This is a genomic window from Sphingobacterium kyonggiense (assembly GCF_039536825.1).
Classification (GTDB): domain Bacteria; phylum Bacteroidota; class Bacteroidia; order Sphingobacteriales; family Sphingobacteriaceae; genus Sphingobacterium; species Sphingobacterium kyonggiense.
Genome location: NZ_BAAAZI010000004.1, coordinates 657,929 through 677,801 on the forward strand (window position 1 = coordinate 657,929; position 19,873 = coordinate 677,801).

The 19,873-nt window shown below is 37.7% G+C and carries 17 protein-coding genes; 6 read left to right on the forward strand and 11 right to left on the reverse strand.

The features are described 5' to 3' along the window. Nucleotides 1–5: 5 nt before the first annotated feature. On the forward strand, nt 6–1,115 hold the full coding sequence (locus tag ABD676_RS03870; RefSeq protein ID WP_344673352.1) for a DNA topoisomerase 2-like domain-containing protein: 1,110 nt from the start codon (nt 6–8) through the stop codon (nt 1,113–1,115). Nucleotides 1,116–1,180: 65 nt separating this feature from the next. Then, nucleotides 1,181–1,924 (forward strand): DeoR/GlpR family DNA-binding transcription regulator, encoded by a 744-nt coding sequence (locus tag ABD676_RS03875; RefSeq protein ID WP_344673353.1) that lies wholly within the window; start codon nt 1,181–1,183, stop codon nt 1,922–1,924. A gap of 2 nt (nt 1,925–1,926) precedes the next feature. Here the strand turns inward: ABD676_RS03875 and ABD676_RS03880 are convergent, their stop codons facing one another. From ABD676_RS03880 to ABD676_RS03890, 3 genes are read right to left on the reverse strand one after another with little or no spacing between them, the layout of a single operon-like run. After that, complete coding sequence (locus tag ABD676_RS03880) at nt 1,927–3,033, reverse strand: CapA family protein (protein ID WP_344673354.1); 1,107 nt, start codon at nt 3,031–3,033, stop codon at nt 1,927–1,929. After that, nucleotides 3,026–4,390, reverse strand: a complete 1,365-nt coding sequence (locus ABD676_RS03885) for an asparagine synthetase B family protein (RefSeq protein ID WP_344673355.1) — start codon at nt 4,388–4,390, stop codon at nt 3,026–3,028. The genes ABD676_RS03880 and ABD676_RS03885 overlap by 8 nt, the downstream gene beginning before the upstream one ends. Before the next feature lie 5 nt (nt 4,391–4,395). Then, the gene (locus tag ABD676_RS03890; RefSeq protein WP_344673356.1) at nt 4,396–5,844 is read right to left on the reverse strand and encodes a lipopolysaccharide biosynthesis protein; all 1,449 of its coding nucleotides are present in this window, start codon (nt 5,842–5,844) and stop codon (nt 4,396–4,398) included. Nucleotides 5,845–5,968: 124 nt separating this feature from the next. Between ABD676_RS03890 and ABD676_RS03895 the strand changes: the two genes are divergently transcribed. Then, nucleotides 5,969–6,895, forward strand: coding sequence for a glycosyltransferase (locus ABD676_RS03895; RefSeq protein ID WP_344673357.1), 927 nt, complete (start codon nt 5,969–5,971; stop codon nt 6,893–6,895). On the opposite strand, the gene ABD676_RS03900 is transcribed toward ABD676_RS03895, so the two are convergent. From ABD676_RS03900 to ABD676_RS03935, 8 genes are all read right to left on the reverse strand, one after another. Then, nucleotides 6,892–7,581: an FkbM family methyltransferase gene (locus tag ABD676_RS03900; RefSeq protein WP_344673358.1), complete on the reverse strand. Its 690-nt coding sequence runs from the start codon at nt 7,579–7,581 to the stop codon at nt 6,892–6,894. The two genes, ABD676_RS03895 and ABD676_RS03900, sit on opposite strands and share 4 nt — an antisense overlap. 93 nt (nt 7,582–7,674) lie before the next feature. Further along, nucleotides 7,675–8,361 carry a hypothetical protein gene (locus ABD676_RS03905; protein ID WP_344673359.1) on the reverse strand — a complete coding sequence of 229 codons (687 nt, stop codon included), beginning with the start codon at nt 8,359–8,361 and terminating at the stop codon, nt 7,675–7,677. A 197-nt stretch (nt 8,362–8,558) separates the two neighbouring features. Further along, the gene (locus ABD676_RS03910) at nt 8,559–9,560 is read right to left on the reverse strand and encodes a DUF4302 domain-containing protein (RefSeq protein WP_344673360.1); all 1,002 of its coding nucleotides are present in this window, start codon (nt 9,558–9,560) and stop codon (nt 8,559–8,561) included. A gap of 11 nt (nt 9,561–9,571) precedes the next feature. Beyond that, the gene (locus tag ABD676_RS03915; RefSeq protein ID WP_344673361.1) at nt 9,572–10,453 is read right to left on the reverse strand and encodes a putative zinc-binding metallopeptidase; all 882 of its coding nucleotides are present in this window, start codon (nt 10,451–10,453) and stop codon (nt 9,572–9,574) included. 8 nt (nt 10,454–10,461) lie between these two features. Beyond that, entirely contained in the window at nt 10,462–11,895 is a 1,434-nt protein-coding gene (locus tag ABD676_RS03920) for a RagB/SusD family nutrient uptake outer membrane protein (RefSeq protein ID WP_344673362.1), read from the reverse strand. Between the two features lie 25 nt (nt 11,896–11,920). Continuing rightward, nucleotides 11,921–15,541, reverse strand: a complete 3,621-nt coding sequence (locus tag ABD676_RS03925; protein WP_344673363.1) for a SusC/RagA family TonB-linked outer membrane protein — start codon at nt 15,539–15,541, stop codon at nt 11,921–11,923. A 142-nt stretch (nt 15,542–15,683) separates the two neighbouring features. Continuing rightward, nucleotides 15,684–16,868: a FecR family protein gene (locus tag ABD676_RS03930; RefSeq protein WP_344673364.1), complete on the reverse strand. Its 1,185-nt coding sequence runs from the start codon at nt 16,866–16,868 to the stop codon at nt 15,684–15,686. Between the two features lie 70 nt (nt 16,869–16,938). Further along, nucleotides 16,939–17,532: an RNA polymerase sigma factor gene (locus ABD676_RS03935; RefSeq protein ID WP_344673365.1), complete on the reverse strand. Its 594-nt coding sequence runs from the start codon at nt 17,530–17,532 to the stop codon at nt 16,939–16,941. Nucleotides 17,533–17,764: 232 nt separating this feature from the next. On the opposite strand from ABD676_RS03935, the gene ABD676_RS03940 reads away from it, so the two are divergent. From ABD676_RS03940 to trhO, 3 genes are all read left to right on the forward strand, one after another. Next, the gene (locus tag ABD676_RS03940; RefSeq protein ID WP_344673366.1) at nt 17,765–18,523 is read left to right on the forward strand and encodes a glycosyltransferase family 2 protein; all 759 of its coding nucleotides are present in this window, start codon (nt 17,765–17,767) and stop codon (nt 18,521–18,523) included. Between the two features lies 1 nt (nt 18,524). Next, nucleotides 18,525–18,740: a DUF3820 family protein gene (locus ABD676_RS03945; RefSeq protein ID WP_344673367.1), complete on the forward strand. Its 216-nt coding sequence runs from the start codon at nt 18,525–18,527 to the stop codon at nt 18,738–18,740. A gap of 89 nt (nt 18,741–18,829) precedes the next feature. Further along, on the forward strand, nt 18,830–19,801 hold the full coding sequence (gene trhO / locus ABD676_RS03950) for an oxygen-dependent tRNA uridine(34) hydroxylase TrhO (RefSeq protein WP_344673368.1): 972 nt from the start codon (nt 18,830–18,832) through the stop codon (nt 19,799–19,801). Nucleotides 19,802–19,873 lie beyond the last annotated feature (72 nt).

The following is a 19,873-nucleotide window of genomic DNA, read 5'->3' on the forward strand; positions in this document are numbered from 1 at the left end:
CCTTTTTGGAATTTTTCACAAAGAAGAAAATAGATTTAGATGCATTGCAGAAAGCCCGTCCTGAACTTTATCAGGAATTTGATCGGGATTATGCTTTGATGGGAGAAAAGAGTTTTGACCATAGCAAAAAATTCTGGTTCAATCGATTAAGGAAAGATTATCTATTAGCGGAAATTGAATTAATCGAAAATAAGGAAGGCGCCGTACAGAAACTCGTTACGGGAAGCTCATCAGCAGATGGTGAAAAAGCAGCTACTACAGAAACAACTAAGTCTGCTACAGGTTTTAAACCAAGATTCAAAGCTCAAGTTGCAGCTAAGCCTGTTGAAAGTGCGGAAAGTACCGAAGAAAAACAAGCAGACCTTCCAAGTCCAACAGCTAAACCTGCGGGTTTTAAACCAAGATTTAAGGCAAGCACTCCGCCAAAAACCGCAGAACCAAAGGAAGAATCTTCCATTACAGAAGAAAACCCCAATGTATCAACAACTTCTGCGACGGAAGCGAGTAAACCTGCCGGGTTTAAGCCAAGATTTAAAGCTGGAAATCCACCAATTAAAGTGGAACCTAAGGAATCATCAGAAAAAGAAAGTAAAGAGAAACCTTTAGACCCTTCTACTAAGGAAATTGAAAATAGTAAACCTTCCGGTTTCAAACCCAGGTTCAAGGCGAGCAATCTACCAAAGCAAGTAGAACCAACAGCTCAAACTGATGAAAGCACCGAAAACAAACAAGAAAATCCGACTGAAAGCCCTCAAGCAGAAGAGACAGCGAGTAAGCCAGCGGGTTTTAAACCAAGATTTAAAGCGAGTAACATTGTCAAGAAGGTAGAAACAGCGGATAAGCCGGCAGAAGAAATTCAGGCAGGCAAGGAAGAGCAGAAAGAAGAAACTCCTAGCGTGGAGAGCAGTAGCAAACCCACAGGCTTTAAACCAAGGTTTAAAGCGAGTAGTCCGCCTAAGTCAGTTGAGGCAGAACCTAAACTGGCAGAAGAAAGCAGCGAAGAAGAGTCTTCAACCCCAAAAGAAGAGGAATCAACAAAAAAGCCTCCTGGCTTTACACCACGATTTAAGAATCTGAAAATAAACCCTCCAAAAAAGGAAGAAGATGACAATTAGGAAGATAAACCTAATTGCTTATCGAATATTTTTATAATTTTATATCCCATAAGTAAATTTGAATTATGTTAAAAGAAGAAAGGCAAGCCTATATTATTCATCAGATCAATATCCACAATAAGGTATTATCTTCGGATTTAAGTGTTCAGTTGAATGTTTCGGAGGACACCATTCGTCGGGATCTGAATGAACTTGCAGAAAGCGGACAGGTTCTAAAGGTTTATGGGGGCGCTTTATCAAGATCGTTTCAATATCCATTTCAAGAAGGAAACGTATATGCCAAGGAAGCGAAAAAAGAGATTGCTTCAAAAGCTATTACCTTAATAAAAAGCGGTATGACCGTTTTAGTGGGCGGTGGTACCAGTATGATCGAGTTGGCGCGATTAGTACCTAAAGATATACAATGTACTTTTTTCACCATTAGTCCTTTGGTAGCTTTAGAATTAGCCGAGAAAGAAAATATTGAGGTTATCTTATTGGGAGGGAAACTTTCCCGCAACACCAATGTCGTTACAGGCTCACAAGTCATCAATGAGTTATCGGAGATCAAGGTTGACCTGTGTCTATTGGGTACAAATAGTCTTTCCGTTGAGGAAGGAATAACCGATTCGGACTGGGAAGTTGTTCAGATAAAAAAAGCGATGATCAAGTGTTCTAAGAAATTAGGCGTATTGAGTATCGTGGAGAAATTAAATTCGAATCAGAAAATGCGTGTATGTCCATTAAAAGACATCAGCTATTTGATAACGGATTTAGATCCAAAGCATCCAAGTTTAGCAGAGTTCAGCAATCAGATCAGTGTGATCTAAGCTTATTTTGCTTTCAATTTATACCGAATGGCTCGCTCAACGAGCCATTTGTTGCTTTCAATAAATAGGTTATGCCACAGCATGTGGTAATCCACCTCCCTATTGAAAACACTACGTTTTACATGTTTCAGCAATGCTTTGATATTATATTTCCCTAATCCGTTAAAAGGTTTGGCGTAATATTGTATGTGGTGTTTATCCCAATCTTGAACAGCAAAAGCCGTGACATAATCTTCGTAGGAATGAATATTAAGCTTTACATTCAAATCAGCCATCATTTTTTCGGCTTCATTTTCATTCCCTAAGTCCAGCTTATTGTTCGTTTTTTTAACGACATGCATGGTAAAGCCGAGCAGTTTTTTTCCTTCATAACGAAGTTCTAAAAGGCCACCTGTATTCCATTGGGGATGATTTGAAGGATAATCGAAATAGAAGTTTCCCAAGCTATAGAAGATGGGTTTATTTTCATGGTATTCCATTCCCTGTAAAACATGGGGATGGTGCGCTACTACCGCATCTGCTCCGGCATCCAGCAATTGCTTATACCTTGTACGCCATTCCGGGATTGGCACATCCAAAAGTTCTACGCCAGCATGCACTTGTAAGATTAGCACATCCACCTTTTCCGCGGCTTCTTTAATTTGAGTCTCCACTTGTGGATCATTTACCCAAGCATGCCCATAATCACGATCGCCATTTAAGGCTCCGAAACCATTCTCACCAAAGGCCATAAAGCCATATAGGGTATCGTTAATTGTCAAGGTATGGCAGGCATAGGCCTGTTTTGCATCTCCAGCACCTAAGCAGTTATCTGCACCTATTGCCGCTATGGTTTTCTGAAGAGCAACATCGCCGTAATCTAAAATATGGTTATTCGCCAATGAAAAAAAATTGAAGCCTTCTTGTTTCAACCATGCCACAGCTTCAGGATCCTGAGCAACATGAGGCCCTGTCTTCAAAATAGGCTTTCCAGCACCTTTCAATGGAGCTTCAAAATTGCAAACACGTAAATCCGCCGACTGAAAAAGATCTTTCAGCTTGGGCGTGAATACGGGTTTGCTATTAAGCACTACATCTCCGACGAATAAGAGTTTGCTGGTCTTAAGCATGGGTATTTCTTTTCTTTAACAAGATTTCGATTGGCATAATGGTAATATACGCAAAATAAGCTTCTAATAAGTCGTTCTTAGCCCCTAAAAGCTTAAGAACACCCTTGACCTTCGGCGTATGCATTAAAGTCTGAAACAGGCGCTCTTTGCGGCCAATAGATTGAATCTTACCATTGATCCAATGCAGATATTCCGGATTAATGCATTCTTTCAAGACCTCCACATCCAATGGTTCTAATTTCTCATGGAGTAAGGCATAATAATTCAAGGAATTCTGATAAGTATGGTTGTGTTTTTCCTCTTCAAAAAGAAGGTTATTTTTTCTGAAGAAATCACGCTGCCAAGCTCTATTTTCCTTTCTATCCTTAGGCAAATTGAGCATGGCCAATGCAATGTCCTCTTCTACGAAAGGTGAATACCCTGGGAAGCCCATTTGGGTGGGCACGGAAATTAAATATTGAAGGAGCATCATTTTAGTCCGCATAGCGGTAATGATGCGGAAGTCTGGATCGGCTAAATGTTCTTTTTGTCGATCGAAGATCGGTTCTACCAAAGAAAGGTAGTCGGTATTGCAGGCTAATTTGGCGTTGGCACTCATACCATGGGTATAACCCAAGGTACGGTATTCATTGGCCGATTGAATTTGAGGTACATGTACAGCACCTGCCCACGCATCACCAATAATACCACTCAATAGGTGTAGTTTTTCGAAGTTTTCCTTCTCTTTGATCTTCTGGTAAAATTCCATGTGGTAAGTTCCAGACGCCCCAACTGCAGGACCAAACTGCTCATACCATTGCGGGATATATCCGTTAAATTTACCCAGAGGAATTCTAGACCATTGTGTCCCTAGGCGTTCGGAGAGCAGGCCCGCATAGACCGATTCACGAGATTGACCTTGGTTAAAGGAAGTACCATAAGTATAGGCATGGATTCGAGATTTATCTTCGATGAGCACATTCATCAGTCTAGAATCAAAACCACCACTGGTAGGAATCAAAATATTTTCAGAGAAACCATCTGCCCATTGGTTAAGGGAAGTTTTTATCTGGTTCAGCACATCTTCCTCCCTACTGGTTTTTCCAATCAGGTTTAAAGTGGTATCCTCTGTATTGTAGACCTGTAATTGGCCATCGATCAAATTGAGACTTTGATGTGGCAAAAGGAATTTCACATGCTTAACGGGTGTATGTCCGAATACAGCATAGCCAAAATCAAGATAAGCCGCTAAACCTTCTGGATCAATCTCTAAATTGCTATAATCAATAACTTCATTGATGGCCAATCCATATTTGCCCGTCTTCTCATGATAGAAGACAGTCTCATAGCCTACCCATTGTCCTTTTGCAACTTCCATTAACCTTATTTTGTAATTTTCTTTTTAACTAATCCCAAAATCTCCAACCAAGTTTCATTTTTCAGGACATGGTTGATTCCGATATATAGGACAGCGAATATACTAGTTTGTATGATTAGAAGTAAAAGATCATGATCTACCCAGTGGTAATAAAGCGGTAAATAAGCTATTCCAGCAGCAAAAACACTGATCAATAAACTTGGGATAATATCCTTCAGTTGATTTAATATCAGGTATCCATATACTTTACCACTCATGGCAGAAGCAATGATATAGCAGATCACGCGGATAACCAATTGCCCATAAATGATCATCATAATGCCATGCTTGTAGGTTAAGAAATAGGTGATGATTGATGCTCCAAATTTTATGATTTCAAGGATCAAGGAGAATTTAGATTTTCCTTTGATATTCAGAAAATTCACATTGAGGTCAGTCATCGCGATAAATATCCCCACGAAGCATAACCATTGAAAAGGCACCACAGAAGGCATCCATTTTTCGGTTAGGAAATAACGGAAAGCAGGTTCGCCAACACATATAGCGAGCATGTTGACCGGGAATAACACGAATACCAAGCTGGACATGGTTTTTCGACAAGCATTCAAGAATCGGGCAGATTGATCTTGAATAGGTGCCAGTGTTGACAAAGTAGTCCCCTGAACAATAGAACTCATGAGCATTCCGGGCGTTTCTCCCCATTTATTACCGTTGTAGTAATATCCAGCTACAGTTTCTGTAAAATGTTTGGCATTAAAATTATAATACAATTGGGAAAGGGCCTTACCCAATAAGTTGGAAAGCATGAAGGATACGGAAAAATGCAGGTGCTTTTTCAGGGAATTAGCACTAAAGGTAAAATCGATTTTCCAGTCGCCCCATATCCACATAAACAGGGTTTGAAAGGTCGCATAGTAGACCGGCTGTAAAATCATTGCCCAGATAGGTGCCCCAAAATAAGTCATTAATATCGTAAGTCCGCCTGATAGAAAAACCGCTAAGACATTACTCCGCATCATGAGGTTAAACTGGAAGTTCCGTAGAATTTTGACGTTCTGTACAATACCAAAGGATTGAATAACAATTTGCAGGAAAAGAACCCTTGCGAACAATGCTAATCCCTTAATTCCATAAAACTGTTCCATATAAGGAGCAGCAAAAAAGAGTATGAGGTATAAGCTAATACTAACCGTCAGGTTAAAGCAAAACATGGTAGAGTAGTCGAGTTGATCGACTTCTTTGCTACGTACAAGTGAAGTTGCCAATCCGCTATTGACAAAGGTGGTGGCTATTGTGGAGAAGATCAGCAATACACTATACTGTGCAAAGGCCGATGGATCGGCAATACGAGCAATAATAACACTGACCAAAATAACCATTGCCTGGTTGCCGAAGCGGTCAATGGTATTCCAAAAGAGGCCTTTAAGGGTATTGCTTTTTGTATTCTCGCTCATGAATTTCTTTAATCAACAAATTTAGGAAAGATTCTTGTACAGTATAATAAAAAAGCATTATACTTAAGCAATACGAGTTTATCTCCATATATTTGATTTTGAATTGATTGATTTTTGTGATTACATGTTAGCACCAATTGCACTATTTGTTTACAATAGACCTGTTCATACCCGAAAAACCTTGGCTTCTTTAGAGGCTAATCCACTTGCCGAAGAATCTGATCTTTATATTTTTTCTGACGGGCCAAAAACGGCCAATGATATCGACAGTGTGAATCAAGTTCGGTCTTTAATCCGTGAACCTTGGAAGTTTAAACATATCTACATTATAGAACGTGCGCAAAACAAAGGATTAGCGAACAGTATCATTGAGGGAGTCAGTCAGGTCATTCAAAAACATGGTCGGATCATTGTCTTAGAGGATGATTTAGAGAGTTCACCTTTTGCTTTAGAATATTTCAATGATGCTTTGAATCGATATGAAAACGAGGAAAAGGTGATGGAAATTTCGGGCTATATGTATCCGGTAGAGCGACCAAAAAGTTTACAGCAATCCTTTTTCTTTCGGGTAGCGAATTCTTGGGGATGGGCGACCTGGGAAAGGGCTTGGAAGCATTTTAATCCGGACATTGAGGCACTCACGAAGGATTTTACTCGAAAGGACCGGAAAGCTTTTAGTGTAGACGGTACAGAGAATTTCTGGAAGCAGGTTCAACAATTCAAGGATGGCAAGATTAATTCATGGGCCATTCGTTGGTACTTATCGATTTTTAAGCAACAAGGATTGGTTTTATACCCTCGTCGTTCCTACATACAAAATACGGGAACAGATGGTTCAGGAACACATTCGGATGTGGATCAGGTGTACCGTGTTGAATTAGCTAAAAAGGCAGTACAACGATTCCCTACTGTTATTCAAGAAGACCCAACGGCATATGCAGCCATTAAACATTTCTATAAACATCGTAAAGGCACCTTCTTTGAACGATTGGCTCGTTTCCTTGAAAAGAAAATAAATGCCTATAAGGCGAAGAAAAACAAGCAAGCTTAATCTTCTTTACGTTTAAAAAACAAGGTTCTTTTGGTTTTGGCGACAAGACTATACCCTTGTTGAAGCATGAATTGGTATATCTCGGACTGATGGAGTTCTGGTATGGAAAGCTCTTCCTCGACTAATACAAATATCGGTCTGTATTTATTCCAGTCATTCGACTTTAGCACAATCAAATCAAATCCTTCGGCATCTACGGAGAGAAAATCAATCGGTTTTCCAGGCTTCAGGTGTTTGTCAAGAACCTCTCTTAAAGGTAAGGTCGGAACGGGAATGGTTTTTAGTAGCTTATATTTTGCGTGTAGCCCATCACGACTTTCAGATACTTCTTTCGAAAAACCATTTAATGCGGGTTCATTAAAGCAATAATAGGTTAACTCTTGAGGACTTTCAGAAATTCCAATATTTAGATTGACATCCTTTGGTCGAAAGAACTTAAACCAGGGCATTGCATCTGGAGATGGTTCAATATTAATGCCTCTCCAGCCTTTTTTATAGAAGTAATTGGTATTGGAGAATCGGTAGGGATGGTGTGCACCAACATCGACGTAGACTCCTTTATAGCCTTTCTTGGCTTCATAAAATCCACGTATGACCATATCCTCCCCTTCCTGCGAAAAAGATCGCGCATGAAAGAACTTGTGAATCGGGAAGTATTTGAGGATAGTTTGTTTAAGTGTTGGCATAAAAATTAAATTAACGCGTATTAATGTCCATTAAATTTAGAGTTCTCCAAGGAGATTATTAAATAATTCAGCGTTAATTTAACATATTATAACTTAGGTTTTTGTATTTTCTGCTCTATCAAACTGTTTTTTCAACATAGGATAGTACCTTGACTTCAAAGCGTCTCCTTTCAGACTTTCATAAGAACTGCGGAATTTAGGGAAATCCCGAAACAAATAGAGTTGATAAAAGAGAAAAAATGTACTCACTTTTTTATCGGCATTGTCTTTTATGAGTTGGTTTAAATCTTTGAGGTAAACTTGATCAATCCATACCTTTTGTTTAATAGAATCTGCTTTTAAAAATTTTTGTCTAAGGTTTTTATCATTTTGTTGAATGGCATTATAGTAATCTGTATTGAACTTTTTAGATAGGGAATCTTTTCTTTGAAAGAAGGCATTGTAGTTTTGCCAATAGACTTCTGATAAGGCGCACTCTTCACAATTATCAGTTTTTAAGTTAAAATCTCGAATCTGATTAAGCTCAATATCTTCTGGGTTTAATTTTTCGATAAATCCAAATTGGTAATCTCTTAAGTTTTCAGCATCCACATAAAAAGGCTTGGTCAGTTGATAATTATCTCCTTCCTCTCTATTAAAGAATTTACTTCTCATAACACTATGGGGGATATATGTACGAGGCCAGTAGAAAACGGCTAAGTACATATCCTCATTGAGATCTTTTATTTCTATTGGTTTACCTACCGGCATTAAAGTATCCAACAATTCTGCACCATCCATATAGTGGATCAATCGGAAACCGATGGAGTCTGCGGCAATATTATCAAATTGAACTTGAATATTTTTATGTCCAGCCGGCTGATTACAGGCAAGGAAAAATGGGAGAATAGCAATAAAAAACAGGAGACGTAGCATACTATAAAATTAGAAAAGGAAATCGGCATTTCTGCCGATTTTCCTTGACTTGAACATTAGGATTATCGTTTATTATCGTAAGAGGCTTTTAAGATTACATTACCATCTTTACCATAAGCTTCAAATTCCATTTTTACATTATTTTCATTTCTACTTATGCTTTTAAACACTAGATAATGGGATTTAATATTATTTTTCAATGCTGTTGCTGCTTGGTTTGTCCCGTTATTGTAGGAGAAAGGAAAGATGGAAACCGCATTATGGCCCAAGGTCACCGTTGTATTTACCTGATTGGTAATTCCTCCAGTAATGATGAAATAATAATTTGGTTTAAACCCACCTGTACCTATATTGTTCTCAATGGCAAATGGGTCACCTCCTTGATATAGATATGGATTATTCCAAGTCCAAAAACGCCATTCTACAGTTCTATCGGGAGTATCGTTTTGATAATCGAGTTTCATTTCACCGAAGACCCCATTCACATTGGTTTTAAATTCAGTGGATGTCCAGTCAAATTCTATATTCTGATTAGCCCAAGTCCAATCATCCGGTCTTTTGAACATTTTATAAATAACACCCCCTTCTTTAGAATAGACATTACCACTTCTGTAGGGTTGTATTTGAATTTCGTCATCTGAAACAGCAATTACATTGTACATATGATCTGTCACATCGGAAGCTTTAGCGCCGATACGGAACAAGGTGCTCATGATTGATCCAGTAGAGAAAATCAATTGTGGGCTTCCAGTTCCTTTAGTTACCCGGAAGAAATCATCTGTTTCAGAAGTCATTCCATACACAGTTGTAATCTGTACTTTATTAAGAACGGTATCAAATTGAAGTACAATTGGTGTATATACATCTTCACTCAATGAAGTTTTGACCATCATTACCCAACCATTGGGCGAAGATACCATTGCTTTTTTCAGTTTAGAAACCACCTCTTCTTGTCTATTCGGGTGAGCATCAAAGTGGGCATTTGTAATATTATCTTTTTCACATGCGGCGAATAGAATGCTGGCACAAAATCCGAATAACATGTAATAAATTAGTTTTTTCATAATTTCTAGGATTAATAGTTCACTTTATACACAACAGAATCAACTACTTTATACAAGTCATGTAAGTTGATTCCCATATCCATATACATTTGGTGCACCATTTTATATTTCGATTCCAGATCTCGGTTTTTGGCGATGAAAGTTTTGATTGTGCTTTCCGGATATTTCACCATATATTCTACACTAGTTGCGAAATCTTCTTCTGGAGCATATCCACCGTAAGGTTTAAAGAATCCGTCTTTTTGAGCTTCATCATCTGTTCTTTGGCGACCAGTGGCTGGATTTGTATAATAACCACTTAAGCCATAGTATTTACCTTGCGAAACACGGTCATATAAATAACCACGACCATATTTGTGGTCTATCTGATGGGCATGTTCATGGTATAAGGTCACCACGTGGTCTTTTAACCAAGATTTACTGAGGGAGAAATTGTTCACTCCACCCATACCTAAGCGGTAAAATTGTGCATTCATACCAGCCCCTGCAGCAGTTGCAGTAGCTGTAGCATTGTTAAAATGTACATATCCACCGGCAAGAATAAATTCAATAGGTGTTTCTTTTTTGAAGAAATCCGGAAATTTCTCTTTCAGCGGTTGTAACCACATTTTATCCAATACTACTTTGGTATAAGGAAGAGCTAGATCGTATTGTGGTGGCATAAAAAAGGTGTTACCCGAGATTATACGCGGTGTATATTCATAAATGATTTCTATCCCATACGCTCTTTGCATGGAGTCACATAAATAATCCAATTCATTCCATTGTGATTTTGGTTTTACTTCTCTTTTAGAGAAATAATCTACTTTATCATCTACTTCACCTAAGGGATAATTTTCCTTTGTACATCCGATACAAAGAAATATGATGACGATTAGCAATATATTTTTCATATTCAGTGTTATCTAGGGTTTAACTGATTTTCTAATTTTGGATTTCCGACACGTGCTGGAATAGGGATTTGAATAGCCGTTCTTAAATCATTTGGCTCTAATACTTCATCCGGTTTAGAAGAAGTTCTGACTAATCGGTGCTCAATTCTCAATCCGAGACGTTTGATATCATACCATCTAAATCCTTGTCCTACTAATTCCAATTTACGTTCATCCAATACGATTTTCAGCGCAGCTTCTAACGATCCTGGGGTAGTTAATGCTCTGTATGGAGATATACGTTCTTTGCGAATAGCTTCTATATCCGCCATTGCTTTGGCGATATCTGGTGATGCTTTCTTCAGATTAGCTTCAGCACGATTTAACAGTACTTCCTCCATAGTGAAAGCATCGTATCTTGAAGCAGCTGCATTAGGGTTATTAGGTTGTGTAGCATACTTGATGATTAGTGCCACAGAGTCTATAACAGTACCTCCAGAAGAGTACAACTGATTTCTTAAATCCGTACTTGGTGTTCTATAGAATATGTCATGTGCCAGGTAAAATCCACCTAAACGATATCCAATTGGTCTACAAAGAAACACATTCGTCTGAGTCACTAATAAAAGATTAGGATGAATGCTAGGATTCATGATTTCTTGTGCGAAGTAGACTTCAGAGGTAGATTTCTTTCTAGTAATATCTTCAGATAGTTTTCTAACCACTGTGCCTCGATCTTCTACAACTAAATCAGCATATCTTGCTGCTTCTTCCCATTTGCCTTTATAAAGATTGACTCTTGAGAAGAAGGCATAAATACTTGCCATAGTGAAGCGGTAAGGAGATCGACTAATTTCATGAGAAGCTTCTTTTAATAGGGCTAACCCCTTTTCCATATCAGCATCAATTTGATCATAGACTTCTTTAACAGTAGCACGATCAAAAGTTCCTCTGTTCTCTTTAGGCACTTCTGTGATCAAAGGGACACCTAAGTTTTGGGCATTTTTGGCCTCATCATAGTGCAGACTAAACAAGTTTACTAAGGAAAAATAGCCATATGCTCTTAACATCAATGCCTCTCCTAGTAGTGCCTTCCTTTTCAGGTCTGTACCGCTTACTCGTTCGGCTTCTTCAATTACTAAGTTTGCTTCGTAGATCTTCTTGTAATAGTGCGAATATGCATAAGTTGGTGTCGCCGTCGTTATACTTTCCGAGTACTCATCTTTCCACAGGTAAATGGGTATATAAGTAGCTCCATTGGAAGCTTGCATAGTGGAGGCATAATGATGGAAATTATCCGTCATTATCTCTGTAAAAATATCAGCACGTAAAGGATAAGCATTGGTAATTATTCCTTCTAATTCTTCCGTACTTTTTAATTCCACCCTATTATCGTAGGGTGCATCTATAAATTTATCACAGGAGCTCAATGACAAAGCAGTCATTACAGTTCCAATTATCATTATAATATTCTTCATCATAATAAGCTTAAAAACCTAAGGTTAATCTTACAGTATAGGATCTAGGGTTTGGCAACGAAGTACCACCATTTAGGTACAGTTCTGGATCTACCCCTCTTAATCGACCACTTGTCCAATAATGTATGTTATTTGCGGAGAACATGATTCTCGAGTTCTTAACAGCTGGCCATTGTTTATTGATGATACGACCAATATCGTAGGATAATTGAATTTCATTAATTCGTAAATTATCGGCTTTGGCAACGCGGAAGTTACTTCTATTGTAAGCCACATCATCAATATTACTTACAGTACCAAGGTGGATACGTTCAATGGTACTGATCAATCCAGGAATATTGGTATACTGTTCATCGCCAATGGTTTCCCATCTGTAATTCATATCACCAGATTTTGAGCTGGCATCATCGTAGAACCTAGACACAGCAGGTCTAATAAATACTTTATGACCATATGCATAGGTTAAGAATACGCGAAACTCAAGACCTTTATACGACATGGTACTAGCAAAAGATCCAGTTCCTAAAGGTTGGCGAGAACCCATATATTCTACTAAGCTTCGATCGCGTTCTGAGGATGTAATACCATCCACCAACTCATCTCCTTTGTAGAAATAAGGTTGTCCATTGGTCCCTAACCCGGCATAACGGAAGGCAAACAAGCCCTCTAATGGATAACCTTCTAAAGCATAACCTGTGGATCTGGTAATCTGGGTCAATAAAGAAGATTGTAGTTCTCCATTTTTCAGGGAATTCTTCACATATCCATAGATCAAGTTGGCATCCCAAATAAAATTCTCTTTGTTAAGGATGTTTTTAAGGCCAATGGTCACATCTACTCCTTCATTCACCATGGATCCGAAATTGATACGTTTGGTTGTAAAACCTTCCTCTTGTGCAATATTTGGTGAAGTGACTAAGTCTTTGTTTTCACGGTAGTAATACTCTGCTGTTAAAGACAGCTTATTGAATAAACCAATGTCAAAGCCGAAGTTGGATGTATAATCCTTCTCCCAATTTAAGTTGAATAATTCAGGGCTTAATACTGATATTCCTTTCGCGTTATTTGCCGCGTCTAATCTGGTTAAGTTGACGTAGTTGGCATCTAACATAGGCGAAGTTTCGAACTGATTTCCACGAAGTGCATAACTAGCTCTAATTTTCAAGAAATCAATTTTATCTTTTAAACTGGAATTTTGAATAAAATTCTCACGGTCAATATTCCACGCTACACCGACACTATAGTTCGGTAAAAATTTGGAACGGGTCATTCTACCGAAGATATTACTACCATCCACACGACCACTTAAACCAAGGTTGTAGCGATCCTTATAGGTGTACTGTGCAAAAGAGTAGTATCCAATTTTACGCAGGCGTTCAAAAGAAGAAATATAGGTTCTATCGTCTAAGTTTACTGCTCTAATCATTGCCAGACGACTTGGGGAAATAATACCGCCAGCATAATAAAGATATCCTGTACCTTTTGTATAATCACGGTCAATATAGATATCCTCCATGTCGGCACCAACAGATAGGTCCAGGCGGTGATCATTGAATTTGTCCGAGAAATTCAACTGGTTTCTCATATTCCAATTGTTCATCCAGTTTGATCTTTTGAAGATAAATCCACCTTCAGGTAGAAAAGTCTCCCTATAACCAAATGCATCATTTGGATCTTGATAAAGCAATCCATTTTGTTGTCTTAGGACATCATTATAATCCACACGGTGCGCATTAGCTACGTTGGATCTCTCCGTTACGGTATGGTTATAGGAGTTGTTGGCTTTACGGATAGCAAAAGTACCTTCATAAGTTAAATTTCTGAATAGCTTAATAGTTGGTCTAAGCATACCGCGAATCTCTTGCGCACGGATATCATTAAAATTCTCATTCAACTCTTCCAAGATGTTGAATGGCGCTAGATTTTCAGTATAATATTTATAGGAGCCATCCGGATTATATGGGTACATGGCACGAGAGGTGTTCATGGCATATAAAAATGGATTAATCTCAAATTGTCGATTTATATCTGAATACGAAGTACCTGCATTATATGTTCCCGGAGTACGTTGATTTCTATTACTCCAGTTCACATTGACATCTAAATCAATTCCTGAGGTAATTTTTAAAGTTGTTCTTAAATCCGCAGTAAATCGGTCAAGATTGAATCCTATTGCCTGACCATCATCTTTGGAATAACTACCAGAAGCATAGTAGGTATTTTTTTCACCCCCACCGGAGAAAGAAATACCATGCTCTTGGATTAAGTTGTTTCGGAAAAGTACATCAAACCAATCGGTATTGGCTTTTGCAGATGTATTTAGCTCCGCATAAGCATCTTCTAAATTATAGTTACGCAAAGCCAGTTGCTTGTAAGTTTCTGTAAAAGCCCCGGTTGAAGATGGCCAATTGGCATTGGACAAATAACCACGGTCATACATTTCCTTATACAACTTCATCTCCTGATTGGAATTCATCAAGTTGAACTGATTTACATTCGGTTTTACACCGATGGAATAAGCAGTTGAGAGGTTAATATTTCTAGAATTATAAGATCCTTTCTTGGTTTTGATAAGGATTACCCCATTTGCTGCTCTCGTTCCATAAAGTGCAGTTGCAGAACCATCTTTTAAAATTTGGATATCCTCAATATCTTGAGCATTAAGACCAGCAATTGCCGAGCTTAATACAGAGGCAGGGTCTCCACTGTATAGTTGAGAAACAGAAACATTGGATGGTGATGTAATCGGTACGCCGTTGATGACATATAGCGGCTCTTGGTTGGCACTGATGGACGAGTTACCACGGATACGAATTTTTGGTGTAGAACCAAATGTTCCGGAAGTACTCTGTACACTTACCCCTGCAGCAGCTCCTTGCAACATTCTGGAAACATCAATAGATCCTGAGCGGTCAATCACCTTTTTATCCACCTGGCTTACTGAGCCTACGAACTTACTTTTATCAACTGTTTGGAAACCTGTTACTACAACCTCATCAATTTCTTTGTCTTCTGCGACCAAGGTAACTTTCATGTTTTGCGAGGCCGCCTTAGTTTGGGTTGTATAACCTAAAAAGGAAAATTTTAAATTGGAATCACTGGATTTGACATCTAAGGTAAAACTACCGTCAACATTTGTCTGTGTTGTTCTACCTGATGAAACTTCCGTTACAGACACCCCAGCAATACCCGAACCATCTGTACGATGTACAGATCCACTTATCTTAATTTGTGGAACTTCATCAATGGAATTTGGATTGACTGTTATAACATTGTTGGAGATTACATAACCAAAGGGTTGGGAATTGAAAATCTCATCCAAAGTCGCTTTAATGGATTTATTTTGAATATTAATGCTCACTGCATTCGCCTTTTTCAAATAGGCTGAATTGATCAGAAAGCTATGTCCAGTTTGTTTCTGGATTTCTTTTAACACAACATCCAACCGTTGGTTTTTCATGTTCAAAGAGACACTCTGACCGAATATATCAGCAGATGCTTGAAACATAAAAAACAAAATCAGAAATACGGTTAACTTCATAATTAATATCGTACGATATAATGGTGTTAATGTGCGGCCTTGCGGAACATCGGTCCAATGCAATGCCATCAGGACTTTTTGCCTAATCATAATTGTTCATAAAGCACAAGTATAAGAACCTGAAAATATGGTTGATATCCTTATATTTGTACTGGTTAATAAAATTTAGTAATTAGTTATGCAGATTTTAAAAACCTGTCGCTGGGGATGTTGCAGCATCTCCAGCTTTTTTTTAGTTTGCAGTATTCTTCTTTACAAACACCCTCCTTTCTTGGATTTCAAATTTATATTTACTGTTCATTTCGAGAATATTCAATAACTCTCTTAATTTAATCCTACGTGATACTTCACCTACCATTTGCACATTCAGATCAAGATGTTCCTCCATTACAAACTCCACATCATACCAATTTTCTATTTCTTTTAGAATTTCGATGAAAGAGCTGTTATGAAATACAAATCTTTTTTCTGACCATGCGGTCTTTTCGGTGGTATTTACATTTTTAATATTCACCTTATCGGAAACAATGGACTCATCTCCAGGCTTAAGTAAATACTCTTTTTCTGCCACAGTGATCTTGACGCTTCCTTCAATTAAAGTTGTTTTGTCAATTCCATCACGTGTTTGAAGATTGAAGGTTGTACCTAATACCTCCAATTGTTGTTTATTAGATTTCACTTTAAATGGCCAAGATTTATTTGAAGCCACCTTAAATAAAAGTTCGCCCTCAACAGTTACTTCTCGAAAATCTTCAGCAAATTCAATTGGATACTTGATATAACTATCTGCATTTAATTCGACCACTGTGCCATCAGCTAATTTCACGGTTGTTACACCTGCCTTTGGAGTTCGTACGGTTATATACTGTGGCACCCCATCCGATTCTTTAGCTGCCCGATATGATATTTCACCAGATTCAGATTTATACACCTCAATTTGGTCATCTTTATACAACACCCCTACCTTGGAGGAATCCACTTCTATGGATTTTCCATTATCCAGATTGATTTGAGCAATATTTTTCGCCGGTAATATATCTGTCACTATTTTAATTTCCTGTGGCAATTCTGTCTTTTGATTGAAATAAATAGCAAAACCAATTATCAAAGCGCAGGCTGCAGCGAGATATTTAATTAAAGGTTTCCATTGAAATTTCCCCTCATTTAATTTCAAGACAGGCTTTTCCATGAAAGCTTCTTTTTGGATCGTTTGATATATTTCTTGAAGACGGTTATCAATCTCTTCCTCAGACTTGCTTATATCGAAATATTGAGGAACATCAATTTCATTGAGCATTTTGACCCAAGTCTCTTTCGGCTGCGTCAAAAAGAATTGTTCCAACTCATGGAGTTCAGCCAAAGAAATATTTCCTTCAAAGTGCTTACGGAGTAAGTCTTTAATATGATTTTGATTCATTAAAATTGGTTATTTCGCCTAGGCGTTTAAAGGTATTACGATTAGAAAAGGGAAAGTCACTAATCGGATATTAAATATTTTTTAAAGAGATCATAATAAACAGCAAGGTTTTGATTTCATTCTGATGTTTGGAGGTAAAATCCTTGATGGATTTCATAGCTAGCGTCAGGTGGTTACTGATGGTTGCGGTGGAAATATTCAGCATTTCACTGACTTCTTGATAACTATAGCCTTCGATTTTACAAAGGGTAAATACGCGTTGTCTTTGCGCTGGTAGTTGATTTATTGCTGCTTCAAGAAGCATTCTTCTTTCTTTTATTAAATAAGAATCTTCTACAGATTCTAAAGAAATAGATTCTGCTTGTTCAATTTCTTCGAGTAGCCTATTCTTAATATTTTTTCTAATAAAATCGATGGCCGTATTTTGGGTCATCTGCATAACATAGCCAGCAAAATTACGGTCTAAGGAAAGCTCATCCCTTTTCATCCATAATTTCACAAAAATCAATTGCAATGCTTCATCAACCTGATCAGCATCCTTCAACATATAAAATAAACGGCGATATAAGGTTTTCCCATATGTCCGATAAATTAATTCGAAAGATTTATGATCACCGGCGATGAATTGCTCAAGACACTTCCTATCAATCTCCTGTAATTCCACTGGTATTGGATTAACTTATTGTTAACTTCGATACGATTTTACAAAAAAAAATGTGAATATCTACAATTAGTTATACATAGTCTGATTTTCCTATTAAAATAATTAAAGCCTACAGTTAAATCGAACTTACAAGGCATACCGTTTAGAATAAAAGTTTACAAAAGATTTGTAACAACATTCTCGGTTTATTCTTATTGGAATCCTTATTTTTGTAGCATAATTCAAGAATATAATGACTGTCTCGCTTCCCAAAATATCCATCATCACGATTGTGTACAATAATGTACGCGATATTCGATTTACGTTGGATTCTGTAGCCGGTCAGACTTATAAAAACATCGAATATATCGTTATTGATGGAGCATCTACTGATGGCACATTAAATGTTCTTCAGGAATATCAATCTAGCATAGATAAGTTGGTTTCTGAACCCGATAAGGGAATCTATGACGCCATGAATAAGGGATTGAAACAAGCAACGGGAGATTATGTGCTTTTCCTTAATTCTGGTGATGAATTATACGATTGCACGACCTTGGAACAGATTTTTCAATATGGTGCTGACGCCGATATCTACTATGGTGAGACGAAGTTAGTGAATGAAGAAAGGGAGATCCTTGGCGACCGAAGGCATAAAACCCCTGAAGAATTCACCTGGAAATCTTTCAAATACGGCATGAATGTCTGTCATCAGGCGATCTATGTGAAGCGTTCTATTGCTGAACCTTATGATCTTCAATATAAGTTGAGTTCGGATATTGACTGGGTAATTCGTGCAGCGAAAAAAGCAGAGAAGATAGTCAATGTCAATTGCTATGTGGCGAAATATCTTGTGGGTGGTATGTCTCAACAGCGACATAAACAGAGTTTAAAGGAGCGCTTTGAAATATTCAGAAAATACTATGGTCATCTTCCCAATTTAATTAACCATGGTATCATTGCCCTTCGATTACTAAAACATCGACTATTAAAGGGGAAAACGAGAGATTAATATGATGGATCCAAATATTCTAGTGGAGTTGGCAAACAGTAAAATGCCCTTTGGAAAATACCAAGGATATTTGCTTTGTAGATTGCCAGAACCGTATTTAGTATGGTTCAAGAAAAATGGCTTTCCTGCTGGCAGACTCGGTATGCTACTAGAGACACTCTATGAAATTAAGCTCAATGGATTGGAGTATTTATTGACACCATTAATCAAAAAGTGATCACTATCAATTTTTATTTTTCTGATTTGTTTATCTTTGCATAAAATTTAAAAACATTAAACGCCGTTTGCAGCGGTATCAATGAATATATGGCACAATATCAAACATTGCTGTACTATTGCTACAGCCCTATCGAAAATGCGGAACAATTCGCAGATCAACACTTAGCATTTTGTAAATCATTAGGTCTAGTAGGCCGTATTATCGTAGCTGACGAAGGCTTGAACGGTACTGTATCGGGTACTCCAGAAGCTTGTAAAGCCTATATGGAAGCCGTACATGCTGACCCTCGATTTGCAAAGACAGAATTTAAAATTGATGATGTAGAAGAACCTTCCTTCATCAAAATGCACTGTCGTTATAAAGCGGAAATTGTACATTCAGGACTTCGTGATCCTAAGATCATTAACCCAAATATTGAAACCGGTAAGCATCTTGAGCCACAAGAGTTCATGGAGATGAAAGATCAAGAGGATGTGGTGATTTTAGATGTTCGTTCGAACTATGAGCACAATGTAGGCAAATTCAAAAATGCCATTACATTTGACATTGACAACTTCCGTGAATTTCCAGAGAAAGTAAAGGAGTTGGAACACCTTAAGGGAAAGAAAATCTTGACTTATTGTACTGGAGGTATTAAATGTGAGAAAGCTTCTGCCTTATTATTAAAAGAAGGTTTTGAAGATGTTTATCAGTTACATGGAGGTATTATCAAATACGGAAAAGAAGCTGGCGGTAAGGATTTTGAAGGGGAATGTTATGTATTTGACAACCGAGTTACAGTACCTGTAAACTCTGTCAATCCTTCGGTTATTTCTACCTGTAAGAACTGCGGTAAAATCACCTCTAAGATGATTAACTGTGCTAATCCTATCTGTAATGAGCATTTCACGCAATGTGATGAATGTGGTTGGGAAATGGATGGCTGTTGTTCAGATGCGTGTAAAACACATCCGAATAAACGCGAATATGACGGTACTGGATATTATGTAAAAGTGCCTCAACCGGTAAACATTGATAAAATATCTAAGCGTAAGCATAAGAAATTAATAAAAAACTAAGTTTTTTAAGAAAATATTGAAAAAATCCGATTATCTTCATTGAATAATCGGATTTTTTTATTCAATAATAAA